The organism is Pseudarthrobacter adonitolis (genome assembly GCF_055412845.1).
On sequence record NZ_JBVAYW010000002.1, the window covers coordinates 49,190 to 66,848 of the forward strand.

Sequence of the window (17,659 nt, forward strand, 5' to 3'; positions counted from 1 at the left end):
CCAGCTTAGTGCCCAGCCGGTGCCGGATATCCGGGCGGACCCGGGTTAGGCTCGCGGTACTGCCAGACAGCGCCCGGCGATGGAGGTAACTGTGAAGTGGGACCCCGTAAAGTACGTCCAGTTCGGCGATTACCGCGACCGGCCCTTTTTCGACCTGACGGGGCGAATCCAGGCCGACCGGCCACAGCACGTTGTGGACCTGGGCTGTGGTCCGGGGAACCTCACGGCCACCCTCGCCCGAAGATGGCCGGAAGCGCAAGTGGTCGGGCTCGATTCGTCCGGGGAGATGCTGGACAAGGCCGCCGCGCAGGCCGGCAGGCATGCGGGCCTCAGCTTCGGGCTGGCGAATATCGGAGACTGGACACCCCCGGCTGAAACCGACGTGGTGGTTACCAACGCCGCGCTTCAGTGGGTGCCGGGGCATCAGGAGATGCTGGCGGGCTGGCTGGCAGCGCTCAAGCCTGGTGCCTGGTTCGCCATGCAGGTGCCGGGGAACTTCAACGCCCCGTCCCATGTCCTGATGCGGGAACTTGCAGGCTCGGCACACTGGTCTCCCCAGCTCGACGGCGTCCTTCGCGGTGGAGAATCCGTGGGGGAGCCCACAGACTACCTCAGCATTATGCTGGACGCGGGCTGCGCGGTCGATGCCTGGGAGACCACATACCAGCAGGTCCTCACTGGGACGGATCCGGTGCTGAACTGGGTGCGCGGCACGGCGTTGCGCCCGGTCGTGGCGGCCCTTTCAGCCGAGGACGGGCACGCCTTTGAAGCTGAGTATGCTGCAGCCCTGCGGGCGGCATACCCGGACACGGTCCATGGCACGGTGTTTCCCTTCCGGCGGATCTTTGCCGTAGCGCAAAAGCAGCCGAGCGCATAAACTCCATTCGTTTGAAGTTCTCTACATGGTCGGTAATGCCCTATGACTAAAAAGAGAATGTGATGCTGGTTACAATGACCAAAGCGGCTTCTGGGGATGGCAAATGGCCGGACCCTCATCAGCCTCCCAAATCCCGGCCCTGGAGGTGAGATGCTTTTCGGCTTAATGGCCCGGCTCCTGGCGGGTCACAACGGTGCCGTGGCCGCGATCGTTGCTCTCCAGCTTGTCCAGACCGCAGGCAACCTGCTGCTGCCCACCATTAACGCTGCCATCATCGACGACGGCATCGTGGCCGGGAACACGCCGGAAATCTTCCGCTTGGGCACTGTTATGGCCCTGATAGCTGCGGTCCAGGCGGCGGCGGCCATCGCCGCAGGCTACTTCGGGGCAGTCGTGGCCATGAAGATCGGGCACCAGCTGCGCGGCGAGGTCTTCGCCAGGATCCAGTCGCTTTCCTCTCAGGAAATGGCAGCCTTCGGCACACAAAGCCTGGTCACCAGGGCCACCAACGACACCCAGCAGATCCAGTCGTTCGCCGTCATGGTCTTCACCATGCTTGTGGCGGCACCCGTCATGGCGGCCGGGGGCGTCTTACTGGCGTGGCAGCAGGACATAGTGCTTTCAAGCGTCGTAACCGTCATCATGCCCATACTGCTGCTGATCATGTATCTCATCGTCCGGCGCCTGGTGCCCCTTTACCGGCAGGGGCAGGAGCTCCTGGACCGAACGGGGGAGCTCCTGCGCGAGCAGATCATCGGCGCGAGTGTGATCCGTGCCTTCGTCAGGCAGGGACACGAAACACTCCGGTTTGCGAAGACCAACAGCAGCCTCACCGGCAACAACCTTCAGTCGTCACTGCTCGTTGCCGGCATGCTGCCGCTGATCATGATTGTGGTCAACCTGTCGTCGGTGGCCGTGGTGTGGCTCGGGGGCCACCGGGTTTACGACGGCGGGATGAAGATCGGCGCCCTCACGGCCTTTATCGCTTACATCCTGCAGATTCTCCTGGCAATCATGATGGCCATGTACGTGTTCATGACGGCTCCGCGGGCCGCCGCATGCGCAGAACGGCTGAGTGCCGTGCTCGACGCAAAACCGTCAGTCCAGGACTACAAAGTGCCCCAGGGGACCAGTCATGGGAGCCCCGTAGAGGGCAGCGGTGTCACATTCAGGAACGTCAGTTTCTCCTACCCCGGCGCCGAAAATCCAGTACTTGAAGACATCAGCTTCACGGCCGTGCCAGGAACCACTGTTGCCATCGTCGGCTCAACAGGGAGCGGCAAATCAACACTCCTGAGCCTGGTGCCCCGGTTCGTGGACTCCACGGCCGGAACCATCAGCATCGGCGGCCGGAACATCTGCTCGATGCCCTTGGACGTCCTCCGCCGGACCATGGCGGTGGTGCCGCAAAAGGCGCACCTCTTCTCAGGAACCATCGCCGACAACCTGCGCGTCGCAGCTCCGGAGGCAACCCACGGCCAGCTGTGGGAAGCCATGGAGACAGCCCAGGCCGCCGGCTTCGTCCGTGCGCTGCCGCTGGGGATGGATACAGAGGTTGGGCAGGGCGGAACGACTCTCTCCGGCGGCCAGCGGCAGCGCCTGTGCATAGCGCGGGCCCTCCTGCGGCGAGTCCCTGTCTATCTCTTTGACGACAGCTTTTCCGCGCTGGACTTCGCCACCGAGGCGCGCGTCCGGGATGCACTGGAGGTTGCCCTTGACGGTGCAGTGGTCATTGTCGTGGCGGAACGGATCTCCACCGTTGCCGGCGCCGGACAGATCCTGGTGCTCGACGACGGCCGGCTGGTTGCACAGGGGACGCACCTGCAGCTGCTGGAGACATCTGCCACCTACCGGGAAATCGCCGAGTCCCAACTGGCGCTGGACGACGCGCCATGACAGCTTCGCCCGGCACCGGGGCGTCCGAAGGGTTCTGGCCCACAGCGCGCCGTGTCCTTGCATTGCTGCGCCCGTCCCGGGGTCGGATGCTGGGTGCAGTTGCGGCCACCTGCGCTTTTGTTGTCCTCAACGTCGCGGCGCCCAACTACCTCGGTAATGCCACCGATGTAGTGGTTGATGGGGTTTACAGCGGAGCGCTCGACGGGCAACGGCTGGGAAGCCTGCTGGCCGCCGTTGCCGCGATGTACGTCGGCGCTTCCCTGTTCAACTGGATCCAGGGAGCGCTGACAGCCAGCGCGGTACACGGACTGATGTATAGCCTCCGGGCATCGGTTCAAGACAAGCTGCACCGGCTTCCTTCCACGTACTTCCAGACACAGTCCAGGGGTGATGTCCTGAGCCGTGTCACCAACGACATCGACAATATTTCGCAAGCGCTCAGCCAGGTCCTCACCCAGCTGATCATGTCCGTCCTGATGCTGTGCGGTGCCCTGGCCATGATGCTGTGGATCTCGCCGCTCCTGGCACTGATCGCTCTTGTTTCAGTGCCGTTTTCCACCCTCATCACCGTTATGGTGGCCCGGAAATCCCAAGCACATTTCGCCCGCCAGTGGACCGAAACGGGTGAATTGAACGCCCGCGTGGAGGAGTTTGTCAGCGGGCACGAGGTCATTAAGGCCTTCGGATACCAGGACCAGGCAGCGGCAGTCTTCAAGGCAAGCAACGACCACCTTGCCCGGGCATCCGCACGGGCCCAGTATTCATCCGGCATTGTCCAGCCGTTGATGGTCCTTATCGCCAATGTTAATTACATCGCAGTGGCTGTGGTAGGGGCGCTCCAGGTCACCACGGGGGCCATGACCATCGGCGGGATCCAGGCGTTCATCCAGTTCAGCCGGCTTTTCACCCTACCTGTGGGCCAGATCGGCGGCATGCTCAACGTCATCCAGTCCTGCGTGGCTTCGGCGGGCCGCGTGTTCGACCTGCTCGATGCCGCGGAAATACCTGCTGAGCGTGAAAGTGACGGCCACAAAGCCGGTCCGGGCGGGCGGATTGTGTTCAGCGATGTCACCTTCGGCTATGCCCGGGCTGACCCTGTGGTCCGTGGACTGTCGTTCACAGTGGAACCGGGCCGGACTGTGGCGATAGTCGGCCATACGGGCGCCGGCAAGACCACCATTGTTAATCTCCTGATGCGGTTCTATGAAGTCGACGCCGGCAGGATCACCATCGGCGGTACCGACATCGCTGACATTCCGCGGGACGTCCTGCGTGAGGGATTCGGGGTGGTGCTCCAGGATGCCTGGCTGTTTTCCGGCACCATCAGGGAGAACATCGACTACGGCCGGCCGGGAGCCACAGATGCGGAGATCACTGCGGCAGCAGAGGCGAGCCATGTGGACCACCTCATCAGGTCGCTGCCCGCCGGCTACGACACCGTGCTGGGCAACGGGGGAGAGCCGCTCAGCCAGGGCCAGCGCCAGCTGATCTCCATCGCCCGGGCGCAGTTGGCGGACCGCACCGTGCTGGTCTTGGACGAGGCCACCAGTTCAGTGGATTCGCGGACCGAAGTCCTGATCCGCCAGGCAATGCAGAGGTTGCGCCGTGGAAAAACAAGCTTTGTGATCGCCCACCGTTTGTCCACGGTCCGGGACGCTGATCTAATTCTGGTCATGGACCACGGACGCATTGCAGAGCAGGGAACCCATCGAAGCCTCCTGGCAGCCAACGGCCGCTATGCCCGGCTCTACAACGCGCAGTTCGCCGGACGTGCTGGCCGCGCCGGCACCCTGGAGGCCGGACGATGACCTCAGGCGGTCCGTTCCCCGGAACCTGGAAGCCCAACCAGTCCAGCACGGTGGCACTGTTTGAACAGCTGCGCCTGCACGTGATCCGCCTCGCGGACAGCGGTGTACTTCCGCCAGGAACCAAGCTGCCGGCGGTGCGTACCTTGGCGGGGCTGCTGGACGTCGCGCCCCACACCGTGGCAAGGGCATACAAGGAGCTGGAGGCAGCCGGTGTGGTGGCCACGAAGGGCAGGAACGGCACTGTGGTGTGCGCGCGTGATGAGCGGGAGGATGCGCTCTCACTTGCCGCCAACTCCTATGCGTCAGCGGCCAAGGCCCAAGGGGCCACCTTTGCGGAAGCAGTCAAGCTGCTGGCAGCAGCCTACGACGCCGAGTAGCCGGACCCCACATGGATATTCGAAGAAGTTTTCGATTAGCATTAGTGGGTGCCTAAAGCCGTAGCTGAAGAAACAGCAGTCGAATCCGTCCCCGTCGCCGTTGCCCAGGCCCCAGCCACGCCGGTCCGTCCTGACCTCTCCCGCCTTGTGGTCAAGGGCGCGCGCGAGCATAACCTGCGCAATGTGGACCTGGATCTGCCCCGTGATGCCATGATTGTATTCACTGGGCTGTCCGGCTCCGGGAAGTCATCGCTGGCATTCGACACCATCTTCGCCGAGGGCCAGCGGCGCTACGTTGAATCCCTGTCGGCCTATGCCCGTCAGTTCCTCGGCCAGGTGGACAAGCCGGATGTCGATTTCATCGAGGGCCTCTCGCCGGCGGTATCGATTGACCAGAAGTCCACCAGCAAGAACCCCCGCTCGACGGTTGGCACCATCACCGAAATTTATGACTACATGCGTTTGCTGTGGGCACGCGTGGGTCGGCCACATTGTCCGGTCTGCGGCGAAGTTGTGGCCCGGCAGACTCCGCAGCAGATCGTGGACCAGTTGCTTGAGCTTGAGGAAGGCACGCGCTTCCAGGTCCTGGCGCCGGTGGTGCGGGGGCGCAAGGGCGAGTTCGTGGACCTCTTCAAGGAGTTGACCGCAAAGGGCTATTCGCGTGCCCGGGTGGACGGCGAGCTGATCCAGCTGAGCGAGCCCCCCAAACTCGGCAAGCAGATCAAGCACACCATTGAGGTGGTGGTGGACCGCCTGGTGGTCAAGGAAGGCATCAGCCAGCGACTCACGGATTCCGTTGAAACGGCGCTTGGCCTGGCCGAAGGCCGGGTACTGGCCGAGTTCGTCGATATGGACCCAGACGCTCCGGGACGGTTGCGGGCATTTTCCGAGAACCTCGCCTGCCCCAACGAACATCCCCTGGCCATCGATGAAATCGAGCCGCGCTCCTTCTCCTTCAACAATCCCTTCGGCGCCTGTTCCGCGTGCAGCGGCATCGGTACACGGCTCGAGGTTGACGAAGAACTGATTATTCCGAATCCCGAGTTGTCGTTGTCCGAGGGCGCCATCGCGCCATGGTCACTGGGCACCGCCACCACCGAGTATTGGAACCGCCTCCTCGAAGGGCTGGCCAAGGAGCTTGGCTTCTCCATGGACACGCCCTGGGAGAAGCTGGGCAACGACGTCCGCCAGACCGTCCTGCACGGCAAGGACCACAAGGTGGTTGTCCAGTACAAGAACCGCTTCGGACGGGAACGCAAATACAGCACCGGCTTCGAAGGTGCCATCCAGTACGTCCACCGCAAGCACGGTGAGACGGACTCCGAGTGGGCCCGCGACCGCTATGAAGAGTACATGCGGCAGATCGCTTGCCCCGCGTGCAATGGCGCCCGGCTCAACCCCGCCTCGCTGTCCGTCCTGATCAACGGCAAGTCCATCGCCGATGTCGCGGCCATGCCCATGCGGGTGTGCGCCGACTTCCTGAACAACTTGGTCCTCACCGGCCGCGAGGCCCAGATCGCCCACCAGGTGCTCAAGGAAATCCAGGCCCGGCTGACCTTCCTGCTCGACGTCGGGCTGGAATACCTGAATCTCGAGCGCCCCTCCGCCACCTTGTCCGGCGGCGAAGCGCAGCGAATCCGGCTCGCCACCCAGATCGGCTCCGGCCTAGTCGGCGTCCTCTACGTCCTGGACGAGCCCTCCATCGGCCTCCACCAGCGGGATAACCGCCGGCTCATTGAAACCCTGACACGGCTCCGGGACATGGGAAACACGCTCATCGTTGTGGAACACGACGAGGACACCATCCAGGTGGCGGACTGGATCGTTGACATCGGGCCGGGCGCAGGCGAGCACGGTGGCCAGGTCGTGCATTCGGGTTCGTACCAGGAGCTCCTGGCCAACACCAACTCACTGACGGGCGATTACCTGTCCGGCCGCAGGAAGATCGAAATCCCCAAGAAGCGGCGCAAATATGACAAGAAGCGTGAGCTGAAGGTCGTCGGGGCCCGTGAAAACAACCTGGTCAACGTTGATGCGGCGTTCCCCCTGGGCCTGTTCACCGCCGTGACCGGCGTCAGCGGCTCCGGCAAGTCCACCCTGGTCAACGAGATCCTCTACAAGGTGCTGGCCAACAAACTCAACGGCGCCAAGCAGGTGGCCGGACGCCACAAGAGCATCGTGGGCCTGGAGCACCTGGACAAGGTGGTTCATGTGGACCAAAGCCCTATCGGGCGCACCCCACGGTCCAACCCGGCCACGTACACCGGCGTCTTTGACAACATCCGCAAGCTCTTCGCCGAAACCACCGAAGCGAAGGTCCGCGGCTACCTGCCAGGGCGGTTCTCCTTCAACGTCAAGGGCGGGCGCTGCGAAGCCTGCGCAGGTGACGGCACGCTGAAGATCGAAATGAACTTCCTGCCGGACGTTTACGTTCCCTGCGAGGTGTGCCACGGCGCACGGTACAACCGCGAGACCCTTGAAGTGCACTACAAGGGTAAGACCATCGCGGATGTGCTCAACATGCCCATCGAAGAAGGCGCGGAGTTCTTCGCTGCCTTCTCGCCGATCGCCCGGCACCTGAACACCCTCGTGGACGTGGGCCTCGGCTACGTCCGGCTGGGACAGCCGGCAACCACCCTCTCCGGCGGCGAGGCCCAGCGCGTCAAGCTTGCCGCGGAACTGCAGAAGCGCTCCAACGGACGCAGTGTGTATGTCCTCGACGAGCCCACCACGGGCCTGCACTTCGAGGACATCCGCAAGCTCCTGATGGTCCTCCAGGGGCTGGTGGACAAGGGCAACACAGTGATCACCATCGAACACAACCTGGACGTCATCAAGAGCGCCGACTGGATCGTGGATCTTGGCCCGGACGGCGGTTCGGGCGGCGGCCTGATCGTGGCCACAGGCACTCCCGAGCAGGTAGCGAAATCCACCAAGAGCCACACGGCCTCCTTCCTCGCGGAAATACTGAGCTAGCGGGTGGCCGCCGGGGACGTATGCCGTGTCGGGCATGCGAGTTTCGGGCATGCTCGGTGTCGTGAGAAACTAAGCCGGTGACTCAAACAACAGTGCCCGTGATCTTTGACCTGGACGGCACTCTTGTCGATCCGGCCGGCGGAATATCCGACGGAATCGCAGCAGCCCTTGCCGCCGCAGATCTGCCGGTTCCTGGCCGGGCCGTCCTGAACTCGATGATCGGCCCTAAACTCAGCGACGCACTCCTGAGTGTCTGCAAGGTTCCTGCCGGGATGCTTGACGAGGTCATCCAGACGTACCGGCAGTACTACCTGGCCACAGGGATAGCCCAGAGCCGGCTGTACCCCGGGATCAAGGAAGCGCTGGAGAGCTTTGCAGCGGAAGGCAGGCCAGTGGCCGTCGCCACGCAGAAGCCCGAAGCGCTGGCCCAGATTGTGCTGGGCCACCACGGCATCGCCGGCCTGTTCCAGTCCATCAGGGGTTCGGCAGACAACGAATCGTCAACGGACGGTCCGGTGGGGAAGGCAGACATCATCGCCGCGGCACTGACCGACCTGTCCACCCAGCATGCCGTCATGGTGGGTGACCGCGCCCAGGATGTGGCGGGAGCCATCGCGAACGGTCTTGACTGCATCGGAGTGGGCTGGGGATTCGCCCCCGACGGTGAACTCGAGGAAGCCGGGGCCGTCACCGTGGTGGACACCGCCGCCGGCATGGTTGCCGCCATTGGGCGCCTCGAAGCGATCCACACTGCCGCGATGAGTGAGGTGCGCAACGATGGCGCTGTTTGATGCAGTCCGCTGGACAACCCGGGGACTGATTGCTGGCACGTGCCGGCCCACCGTCGTCGGCCTTGAGAACGTTCCCAAGGACGGCCCGTTCATTGTGGCGCCGAACCACCTCTCCTTTTTTGACAGTGTCATTGTCCAGGCGCTGATGCCGCGGCCGGTGGGTTTCTTCGCCAAAGCCGAGTACTTCACCACCGGTGGCGTCAAGGGCAAAGTCATGAAGTCTTTTTTTGAGTCCGTGGGTTCCATCCCGGTGGAGCGGGGCGAGCAGGCGGCCAGCGTCCAGGCGCTCAAGACCCTCCTGGACATCCTTGAAGCGGGCAAAGGCATCGGCATCTACCCCGAGGGCACACGCTCACGGGACGGCATCCTCTACCGCGGCCGCACGGGCGTGGGCTGGCTCGCCCTGACCACCGGGGCCCCGGTGGTCCCGGTCGGCCTGATCGGCACGGAGAGCCTGCAGCCGGCCGGCGAGAAGGGCTTTAAGCCGCATCACTTCACCGTGAAAGTGGGGGAGCCCTTGTATTTCGACAAGACCGGCCCGGATCATTCACTGCCGGCGCGGCGCCAGGTGACGGACCGCATCATGGATGCGATCGCCGAACTCAGCGGCCAGGAACGCTCCACCAGCTATAACCAGAGCAAAACCACGGATTAGTAGAATGAAGTAGTGGCAGATCCAGCAACTTACCGGCCCCAGGCGGGTGAAATTCCCACGAACCCCGGGGTGTACCGGTTCCGCGATCCCCACGGTCGGGTCATCTACGTCGGCAAAGCCAAAAGCCTTCGCTCGCGCCTGAACTCCTACTTCGCGAACCCGGCGGGCCTGCTGCCCAAAACCCACGCAATGGTTCACACGGCCAGCAGCGTCGAGTGGACAGTGGTGGGCAGCGAACTGGAGTCGCTGCAGCTTGAATACACCTGGATCAAGGAATTCAAGCCACGGTTCAACGTGGTCTTCCGCGACGACAAAACCTATCCGTACCTCGCCCTCACCATGAGCGAGAAGCTCCCCAGGGTCCAGGTCATGCGGGGGGACCGCCGCAAAGGCACCCGGTACTTCGGCCCCTACACGGCCGGCGCGATCAGGGAAACCATGGACACGTTGCTGCGGGTTTTTCCCGTCCGCAGCTGCAGCGCCGGAGTCCTCAAACGTGCCCAGGCCAGCGGCCGGCCCTGCCTGCTGGGCTACATCGACAAATGCTCCGCCCCCTGCGTTGGCCGGGTGACCCCGGAGGAACACCGGGTCCTGGCGGAGGACTTCTGCGCGTTTATGGGCGGCGAGGCCAAGCGTTTTATCACCAAGCTCGAAAAGCAGATGGCCGACGCCGTTGCCACCCTGGACTACGAGCGTGCGGCGAGGCTCCGTGATGACATCTCCGCCCTGCGGAAGGTCTTTGAGCGCAACGCCGTAGTGCTCGCCGATGATACCGACGCCGATGTCTTCGCACTGCACGAGGACGAGTTGGAGGCCGCCGTCCAGGTCTTCCACGTCAGGGGCGGCCGGATCCGTGGCCAGCGCGGCTGGGTTGTGGAAAAAGTGGAGGACGCCACCACCCCGGACCTGGTGGAACACCTGCTGCAGCAGGTCTACGGCGACGACGGCGACAGCCACGGCAGGCTGCCCCGTGAAGTCCTGGTACCCGTAGAACCCAGCAACGCTGCGGAACTGACGGTATGGCTCGGCGGCCTGCGGGGCGCCAAAGTGGATATCAGGGTGCCCCAGCGCGGCGACAAGGCTGCGCTGATGTCCACCGTGCGTGAGAACGCCGAGCACGCGCTCAAGCTGCATAAGACCCGCCGCGCCGGGGACCTCACCGTGCGTTCCCAGGCACTGCAGGAGCTCCAGGAAGCCCTGGACCTGCCCGTGGCGCTCCTGCGGATTGAATGTTTCGACGTCTCCCACGTCCAGGGCACCAACGTGGTCGCGTCCATGGTGGTGGTTGAGGACGGGCTGCCCAAGAAGTCCGATTACCGGAAATTCTCCGTCACCGGGGCCGCCGCTGCGGATGACACCGCCGCCATGCACGATGTCCTGACGCGGCGCTTCCGGCATTACCTGCAGGATAAGTCCGCGCAAGTCGAAGCGTCCGCCCTGCCGGGGCACCAAGCCGCGTTGGAAGCGGCCGCCGATGCGGCGGTCCTGGACACCACCACTGCGGCGCCGCGGGCGAAATTCGCGTACCCGCCCAACCTGGTGGTGGTCGACGGCGGCCAGCCCCAGGTGAACGCCGCCGCCCGGGCGCTGGCGGACCTTGGCATTGAGGATGTGTACGTGGTGGGCCTGGCCAAACGGCTTGAGGAAGTCTGGCTGCCGGACAGCGACTTCCCCGTGATCCTGCCGAGGACGTCCCAGGGACTCTACCTGCTGCAGCGGATCCGCGACGAAGCCCACCGTTTCGCCATCACGTTCCACCGGCAGAAGCGGGGCAAGGCCATGACGGTCTCGGCGCTGGACGGAGTGCCTGGCCTTGGGGAGTCCAAACGCAAGGCCCTGCTCACCCACTTCGGGTCCGTTAAGGGTGTGAAAGCTGCCACCGCGGCCGAGCTCACGGCTGCCAAGGGCATTGGACCAGCCCTTGCCAACGCCATCGTGGCCCACTTCAGCGGCGAAGACGCGGCCGGCGATGCTGTTCCATCCGTGAATATGGCCACCGGCGAAATCATTGAAACCTAGGTAGGGTTAGAAAAGCAGGTTTCCGCTTCGCGGTTGCCTGCCTTCATCTGGACAGAAACGGGGCGGAACGAATGGCAGACTCTACGGCGGAATCCGGGACAGGGCAGGACGGCATGACGCCGGTCAAGCCCGTCGAAGCGGAACTGCTGGTGGTCACCGGTATGTCGGGGGCGGGACGCAGCACCGCCGCGGACGCGCTTGAGGACCATGGCTGGTATGTCGTGGAAAACCTGCCGCCCCAGATGCTCGGCACCCTGGCCGAGATTGTGTCCCACGCGCCGCAGTCCATTCCGCGGCTGGCCGTGGTGATGGATGTCCGCAGCAAGGGCCTCTTTGTGGACGTCCGGGCAGCCCTCGGAGCCCTGGCCGCCAGCGGTGTTACGTTCCGGGTACTTTTCCTGGACGCCAACGACGACGTCCTGGTCCGCCGCTTCGAGCAGGGCCGCAGGCCCCATCCCCTCCAGGAAGGCGGCCGGATCCTCGACGGCATTGCCGCCGAACGGGAGGTGCTCACGGAACTGCGCGACAGCTCCGACGTCGTACTGGATACCTCGGCCTACAACGTCCACGCCCTGGCCACGGCCATCACGGAACTCTTCAGCGAGACCGGCCCGGTGGCCCTGCGGCTTAACGTCATGAGCTTCGGTTTCAAGTACGGCCTGCCCGTGGATTCCAACTACGTTGCGGACGTCCGGTTCATCCCGAATCCGCACTGGGTCCCGCAGCTGCGCCCGCACACGGGCCTGGACAAGGACGTCAGCGATTACGTCCTCGAAGCTGAAGGCGTGAAGAACTTCGTTGACCGCTATGTCCTGGCACTTGAGCCGGTGCTGGACGGCTACCGGCGCGAAAACAAGCACTACGCCACCATTGCCGTCGGCTGTACAGGCGGAAAGCACCGGTCCGTGGCAGTCGCCGTAGAGCTTTCCAAGAAACTGGCACAGTATCCCCGCGTGACCGTGACCACCACCCATCGGGATCTGGGCCGCGAGTAATGGGGATGCTCACCGGGCCGCTGCCGTTGGTACCGATTTCCAGCGGAACGGCAGCCGGCCAGCAGGACAAGGGCCCGAACGTCGTGGCGCTCGGCGGCGGGCATGGCCTGTCCGCTTCGCTCTCGGCGCTGCGGCTGCTCACGTCTGAGCTGACCGCCATTGTCACTGTGGCGGACGACGGCGGGTCTTCAGGGCGTCTGCGCGACGAGTACGGCGTCCTCCCGCCCGGAGACCTGCGCATGGCGCTGTCCGCCTTGTGCGATGACACGGACTGGGGCCGCACCTGGCGCGACGTGATGCAGCACCGTTTCCGGCCCGGCCAAGGCCGCGGCGGATCACTGGATGAGCATGCAATGGGCAACCTGCTGATCGTCACCCTTTGGGAGCTTCTGGGCAACACGGTGGCCGGACTGAAGTGGGCCGGCGCCCTGCTCGGTGCCCGTGGGCAGGTGCTTCCCATGTCCACTGTGCCGCTGACCATCGAAGGCGACATCCGTGTCACTGCACCTGACGGCACGTCAGCGCTCCAGACGATCCGCGGGCAGGCGCGGTGTGCCGTTGCCGGCTCGCTGGAACAGGTACGGCTCCTGCCCGAACAGGCGCCGGCCTGCGTTGAGGCCCTGACAGCCATCGAACTGGCCGATTGGGTCATCCTGGGGCCGGGGTCCTGGTACACGTCCGTGCTGCCGCACCTGCTGCTCCCGGAAATGCGTGCCGCTCTGAGTGCGACGGCCGCAAAACGCTGCCTCACCATGAACCTGGCCACGGACACCAAGGAGACCACAGGCATGTCTGCGGCGGACCACCTGTACGCACTGCGCCGGTATGCGCCGGACTTCAGCGTCGACGTTGTCCTGGCGGATCCCGCGTCGGTGCCGGACCGGCAGGAGTTCGAGAAAGCCGCCGGGATGATCGGCGCCGAGGTTGTCTTGGGTAAAGTGGGGGCGTCGGGCCGCCGACCCGTCCATGACCCCCTGCGTCTGGCAGCGGCGTACCACGACATTTTTGGGAACAGTTAGGAAGGTGCCATGGCACTGACATCATCGGTCAAGGAAGAACTGTCCCGTCTGGACATCAAGAAGTCGTCTGTCCGCAAGGCGGAGGTTTCGGCTATGCTGCGCTTCGCCGGCGGCCTGCACATCATCTCGGGCAGGATCGTGATCGAAGCCGAGGTTGACCTCGCGTCCACGGCACGCAGGCTTCGTGCAGCCATCGCCGAGGTTTACGGCCACCAGAGCGAGATCATCGTTGTCTCCGGCGGGGGACTGCGCCGCGGCAGCCGGTACGTGGTGCGGGTAGTCCGCGACGGCGAGTCCCTGGCCCGGCAGACGGGGCTCCTGGACGGCCGGGGGCGGCCGGTGCGGGGGCTCCCCTCTGCCGTGGTCAATGGCTCGGCCGCTGACGCCGAGGCCGTGTGGCGTGGTGCTTTCCTCGCCCACGGTTCCCTCACCGAACCGGGCCGTTCGTCATCGCTGGAAGTCACCTGCCCGGGTGCCGAGTCCGCGCTTGCCCTCGTTGGCGCAGCCCGCCGTCTCGGCATCCAGGCCAAAGCCCGTGAAGTCAGGGGAGTGGACCGGGTAGTGATCCGCGACGGCGACACCATCGCCGCCCTGCTCATCCGCATGGGCGCCCATGACGCCCTGATGGTGTGGGAAGAACGCAGGATGCGCAAGGAAGTCAGGGCCACGGCCAACCGGCTCGCCAACTTCGACGACGCCAACCTGCGGCGCTCCGCCCAGGCGGCCGTGGCCGCCGGCGCCAGGGTTGACCGGGCACTGGAGATCCTGGGCGACGACGTCCCGGACCACCTAAAATACGCCGGCGAACTCCGCGTGGCCCACAAGCAGGCAAGCCTGGACGAGCTGGGGCGCCTGGCCGATCCGGTGATGACCAAGGACGCCATCGCCGGCCGCATCCGCCGGCTACTGGCCATGGCGGACAAGCGGGCCATCGATTTGGGGATCCCCGGCACTGATGCCAATGTGACGCCTGAGATGCTGGACGAGTAGCGGCGCCCCTAGAATCAGAGCGTTCACCCTGATCTTCCGGATGCCAGTCATCCGGATGCACAATCCGAGAGTTACAACCCGGACAGACCGTCCACGACATTGGAGGATTTTGTGACCGAGTACGTACTGCCAGAACTCAGCTACGACTACGCAGCGCTTGAGCCGCACATTTCGGCGCGCATCATGGAGCTGCACCACAGCAAGCACCACGCCGCGTACGTTGCAGGCGCCAACAACGCCCTTGCCCAGCTGGCAGAGGCCCGCGCCAAGGGCGACTTCGCCAACATCAACCGCCTTTCCAAGGACCTCGCGTTCCACACCGGCGGCCACATCAACCACTCGGTGTTCTGGAACAACCTGTCCCCGGACGGCGGCGACAAGCCTGAGGGTGAGCTGGCAGCTGCCATCGACGACGCCTTCGGTTCCTTCGACGCCTTCCGCGCCCAGTTCTCTGCTGCAGCCCTTGGCCTGCAGGGGTCGGGCTGGGGCTTCCTGGCCTACGAGCCGATCGGTGGCAACCTGGTCATCGAGCAGCTCTACGACCAGCAGGGCAACGTGGCTCTCGGCACCACGCCGCTGCTGATGCTGGACATGTGGGAGCACGCCTTCTACCTGGACTACGTCAACGTCAAGGCCGACTACGTCAAGGCATTCTGGAACATCGTCAACTGGGCTGATGTCGCCAAGCGCTTCGATGCTGCACGCACCAACGCCACGGGCCTCATTACCCTGCCGTAGTGACCTGCAGTACATGCACGTGTAACAAACTTCACATTTCGGCGTGATTTCGGCCGGAATGTGGAAGGTCCGCCCCCGCACTTGCGGGGGCGGACCTACTTAAACGTAAGATGGATCACGGAAGGCGGTCTGCCTTCAGCAACGTGGCTGGTCGCCCTCCGATCTGTTAATCATCTCTGCCCAATGGCGTGCGGGATCTGTTAGTTGGCTTCAACGCCCGCTCAACTAGTTTGTGCTTAATCAAGCACCAAGGAGACTAAACAAGTGACGACCCGTATTGGTATCAACGGCTTCGGCCGGATCGGCCGCAACTACTTCCGCGCAGCCCTCGCACAGGGCGCGGACCTGGAGATCGTTGCCGTCAACGACCTCACCAGCCCTGAGGCACTGGCCCACCTGCTCAAGTACGACTCCGTCGGCGGCCGCCTGAAGGAAACCGTTGAAGTCAAGGACGGCAACATTGTCGTCGACGGCAACGTCATCAAGGTTCTCGCCGAACGCGATCCCGCCAATCTGCCCTGGGGTGAGCTGGGCGTTGACATCGTCATCGAGTCCACCGGCTTCTTCACCAAGGCCGCCGCCGCGCAGAAGCACATCGATGCAGGCGCCAAGAAGGTCCTGATCTCCGCACCGGCCTCCGACGAGGACATCACCATCGTGATGGGTGTCAATGACGGCCTGTACGACAACGCGGCGCACAACATCATTTCCAACGCGTCCTGCACCACCAACTGCCTGGGCCCGCTGGCCAAGGTCCTCAACGACACCTTCGGCATCGAGCGTGGCCTGATGACCACCATCCACGCCTACACGGCTGACCAGAACCTGCAGGACGGCCCGCACAACGATCTCCGCCGTGCCCGTGCCGCCGCCATCAACATGGTCCCCACCTCCACGGGTGCGGCCAAGGCGATCGGCCTGGTCCTGCCCGAGCTCAAGGGCAAGCTGGACGGCTACGCCATCCGCGTGCCCGTCCCCACCGGCTCGGCCACCGACCTCACGGTCACCGTCTCACGCGAGACCACTGTCGAGGAAGTCAACGCAGCGCTGAAGAAGGCTTCGGAGTCCGAGGAGTTCCAGGGCATCCTCACCTACACCGACGCTCCGATCGTTTCCTCGGACATCGTGGGGGACCCGGCGTCGTCGATCTTCGACTCGGGCCTGACCAAGGTCATCGGCAACCAGGTCAAGGTTGTTTCCTGGTATGACAACGAATGGGGTTACTCCAACCGCCTCGTGGACCTCACGGAGCTCGTTGCAGCCAAGCTGGGCTAGGGTTAGACACATGACATTCCACACCCTCAACGAACTGATCGCTGAAGGTGTCCGCGGGCGGTACATTCTTGTCAGAAGTGACCTGAATGTGCCGCTCGACGGCTCTACAGTGACTGACGACGGCCGCATTAAGGCCTCTCTGCCAGTACTGGGAAAGCTCACGGACGCCGGTGCCCGCGTGCTGGTAACAGCCCACCTCGGACGCCCCAAGGGCGCTCCGGAGGAAAAGTACTCCCTCCAGCCTGCCGTAGCGCGGCTCGCCGAACTTGCCGTCTTCAAGGTCTCGATCGCGCAGGACACTGTGGGCAGCTCCGCGAAGGAACTCGCTGCCTCGCTTCAGGACGGCGAAGTCCTCGTCCTGGAGAACGTGCGTTTCGACGCCCGAGAGACCAGCAAGGACGACGCCGAACGCGGCGCCTTCGCGGACGAACTGGTGGCCCTGACAGGGGCCAACGGCGCCTACGTTGACGACGCCTTTGGTGCCGTACACCGCAAGCACGCCAGTGTCTACGACGTCGCCACCCGGCTCCCGTCCTACCAGGGCGATCTCGTACACACCGAGGTGGAGGTCCTGCGGAAGCTGACGGCTGACACGCAGCGGCCCTACGTGGTGGTGCTCGGCGGCTCCAAGGTATCCGACAAGCTGGCGGTCATCGACAACCTCATCGGCAAGGCCGACACCATCCTGGTGGGCGGCGGCATGCTCTTCACGTTCCTGGCGGCAGAGGGCCACAGCGTGGCTGGCAGCCTCCTGGAAGAAGACCAGATCCCGGTTGTCCAGGACTACCTGAAGCGGGCTGCCGGTGCCGGCACCGAATTCATCGTGCCCACCGACGTTGTGGTGGCCGGTAAGTTCGCGGCCGACGCAGACTACGAGACCGTCCCCGCGCACGGCATCGAGGGCAGCAGCTTCGGCGCCCAGGGCATCGGCCTGGACATTGGACCGAACTCTGCGGCCGCTTTTGCGGACCGGATCAAAGGCGCCAAAACGGTGTTCTGGAACGGGCCCATGGGCGTCTTTGAGTTCGAAGCATTCTCCGGCGGAACCCGCGCCGTGGCCCAGGCCCTGACTGAGGCCGACGCGTTCACCGTGGTAGGCGGCGGGGACTCCGCTGCCGCCGTGCGGACGCTCGGCTTCGCTGACGACCAGTTCGGGCACATTTCCACCGGCGGCGGCGCCAGCCTGGAATATCTTGAAGGCAAGGAACTCCCAGGACTCAGCATCCTGGACCGTTAGGAACTT

14 protein-coding genes are annotated in these 17,659 nt (G+C 64.3%); all 14 read left to right on the forward strand.

What is annotated here, in order from left to right; genetic code table 11:
• Positions 1 to 91 precede the first annotated feature (91 nt).
• The 14 genes from ACZYZ4_RS02770 to ACZYZ4_RS02835 all read left to right on the forward strand — a co-directional run bounded on the left by ACZYZ4_RS02770 (position 92) and on the right by ACZYZ4_RS02835 (position 17,653).
• Positions 92 to 877 (forward strand): trans-aconitate 2-methyltransferase, encoded by a 786-nt coding sequence (locus ACZYZ4_RS02770; RefSeq protein WP_463857989.1) that lies wholly within the window; start codon positions 92 to 94, stop codon positions 875 to 877.
• A gap of 150 nt (positions 878 to 1,027) precedes the next feature.
• The gene (locus tag ACZYZ4_RS02775) at positions 1,028 to 2,773 is read left to right on the forward strand and encodes an ABC transporter ATP-binding protein (RefSeq protein ID WP_463857991.1); all 1,746 of its coding nucleotides are present in this window, start codon (positions 1,028 to 1,030) and stop codon (positions 2,771 to 2,773) included.
• Complete coding sequence (locus tag ACZYZ4_RS02780; protein ID WP_463857993.1) at positions 2,770 to 4,581, forward strand: ABC transporter ATP-binding protein; 1,812 nt, start codon at positions 2,770 to 2,772, stop codon at positions 4,579 to 4,581. The genes ACZYZ4_RS02775 and ACZYZ4_RS02780 overlap by 4 nt, the downstream gene beginning before the upstream one ends.
• Positions 4,578 to 4,958: a GntR family transcriptional regulator gene (locus ACZYZ4_RS02785; protein WP_463857995.1), complete on the forward strand. Its 381-nt coding sequence runs from the start codon at positions 4,578 to 4,580 to the stop codon at positions 4,956 to 4,958. Before ACZYZ4_RS02780 ends, ACZYZ4_RS02785 begins: the two co-directional genes overlap by 4 nt.
• 48 nt (positions 4,959 to 5,006) lie before the next feature.
• Entirely contained in the window at positions 5,007 to 7,934 is a 2,928-nt protein-coding gene (gene uvrA, locus ACZYZ4_RS02790) for an excinuclease ABC subunit UvrA (protein ID WP_463857997.1), read from the forward strand.
• Between the two features lie 77 nt (positions 7,935 to 8,011).
• Positions 8,012 to 8,725: an HAD hydrolase-like protein gene (locus ACZYZ4_RS02795; RefSeq protein WP_463857999.1), complete on the forward strand. Its 714-nt coding sequence runs from the start codon at positions 8,012 to 8,014 to the stop codon at positions 8,723 to 8,725.
• On the forward strand, positions 8,712 to 9,380 hold the full coding sequence (locus ACZYZ4_RS02800; RefSeq protein ID WP_463858001.1) for a lysophospholipid acyltransferase family protein: 669 nt from the start codon (positions 8,712 to 8,714) through the stop codon (positions 9,378 to 9,380). Before ACZYZ4_RS02795 ends, ACZYZ4_RS02800 begins: the two co-directional genes overlap by 14 nt.
• Before the next feature lie 12 nt (positions 9,381 to 9,392).
• A complete protein-coding gene (gene uvrC / locus ACZYZ4_RS02805; protein WP_463858003.1) occupies positions 9,393 to 11,399 on the forward strand; it encodes an excinuclease ABC subunit UvrC in 2,007 nt (668 codons plus the stop codon).
• 71 nt (positions 11,400 to 11,470) lie between these two features.
• Positions 11,471 to 12,394: an RNase adapter RapZ gene (gene rapZ / locus ACZYZ4_RS02810; RefSeq protein WP_463858005.1), complete on the forward strand. Its 924-nt coding sequence runs from the start codon at positions 11,471 to 11,473 to the stop codon at positions 12,392 to 12,394.
• On the forward strand, positions 12,394 to 13,413 hold the full coding sequence (locus tag ACZYZ4_RS02815) for a gluconeogenesis factor YvcK family protein (protein ID WP_463858007.1): 1,020 nt from the start codon (positions 12,394 to 12,396) through the stop codon (positions 13,411 to 13,413). Before rapZ ends, ACZYZ4_RS02815 begins: the two co-directional genes overlap by 1 nt.
• A gap of 9 nt (positions 13,414 to 13,422) precedes the next feature.
• Positions 13,423 to 14,403, forward strand: a complete 981-nt coding sequence (gene whiA, locus ACZYZ4_RS02820; protein WP_463858009.1) for a DNA-binding protein WhiA — start codon at positions 13,423 to 13,425, stop codon at positions 14,401 to 14,403.
• 111 nt (positions 14,404 to 14,514) lie between these two features.
• A complete protein-coding gene (locus tag ACZYZ4_RS02825; RefSeq protein WP_185263578.1) occupies positions 14,515 to 15,141 on the forward strand; it encodes a superoxide dismutase in 627 nt (208 codons plus the stop codon).
• Positions 15,142 to 15,405: 264 nt separating this feature from the next.
• Positions 15,406 to 16,416 carry a type I glyceraldehyde-3-phosphate dehydrogenase gene (gene gap / locus ACZYZ4_RS02830; protein ID WP_463858011.1) on the forward strand — a complete coding sequence of 337 codons (1,011 nt, stop codon included), beginning with the start codon at positions 15,406 to 15,408 and terminating at the stop codon, positions 16,414 to 16,416.
• Between the two features lie 10 nt (positions 16,417 to 16,426).
• The gene (locus ACZYZ4_RS02835; protein WP_463858013.1) at positions 16,427 to 17,653 is read left to right on the forward strand and encodes a phosphoglycerate kinase; all 1,227 of its coding nucleotides are present in this window, start codon (positions 16,427 to 16,429) and stop codon (positions 17,651 to 17,653) included.
• Positions 17,654 to 17,659 lie beyond the last annotated feature (6 nt).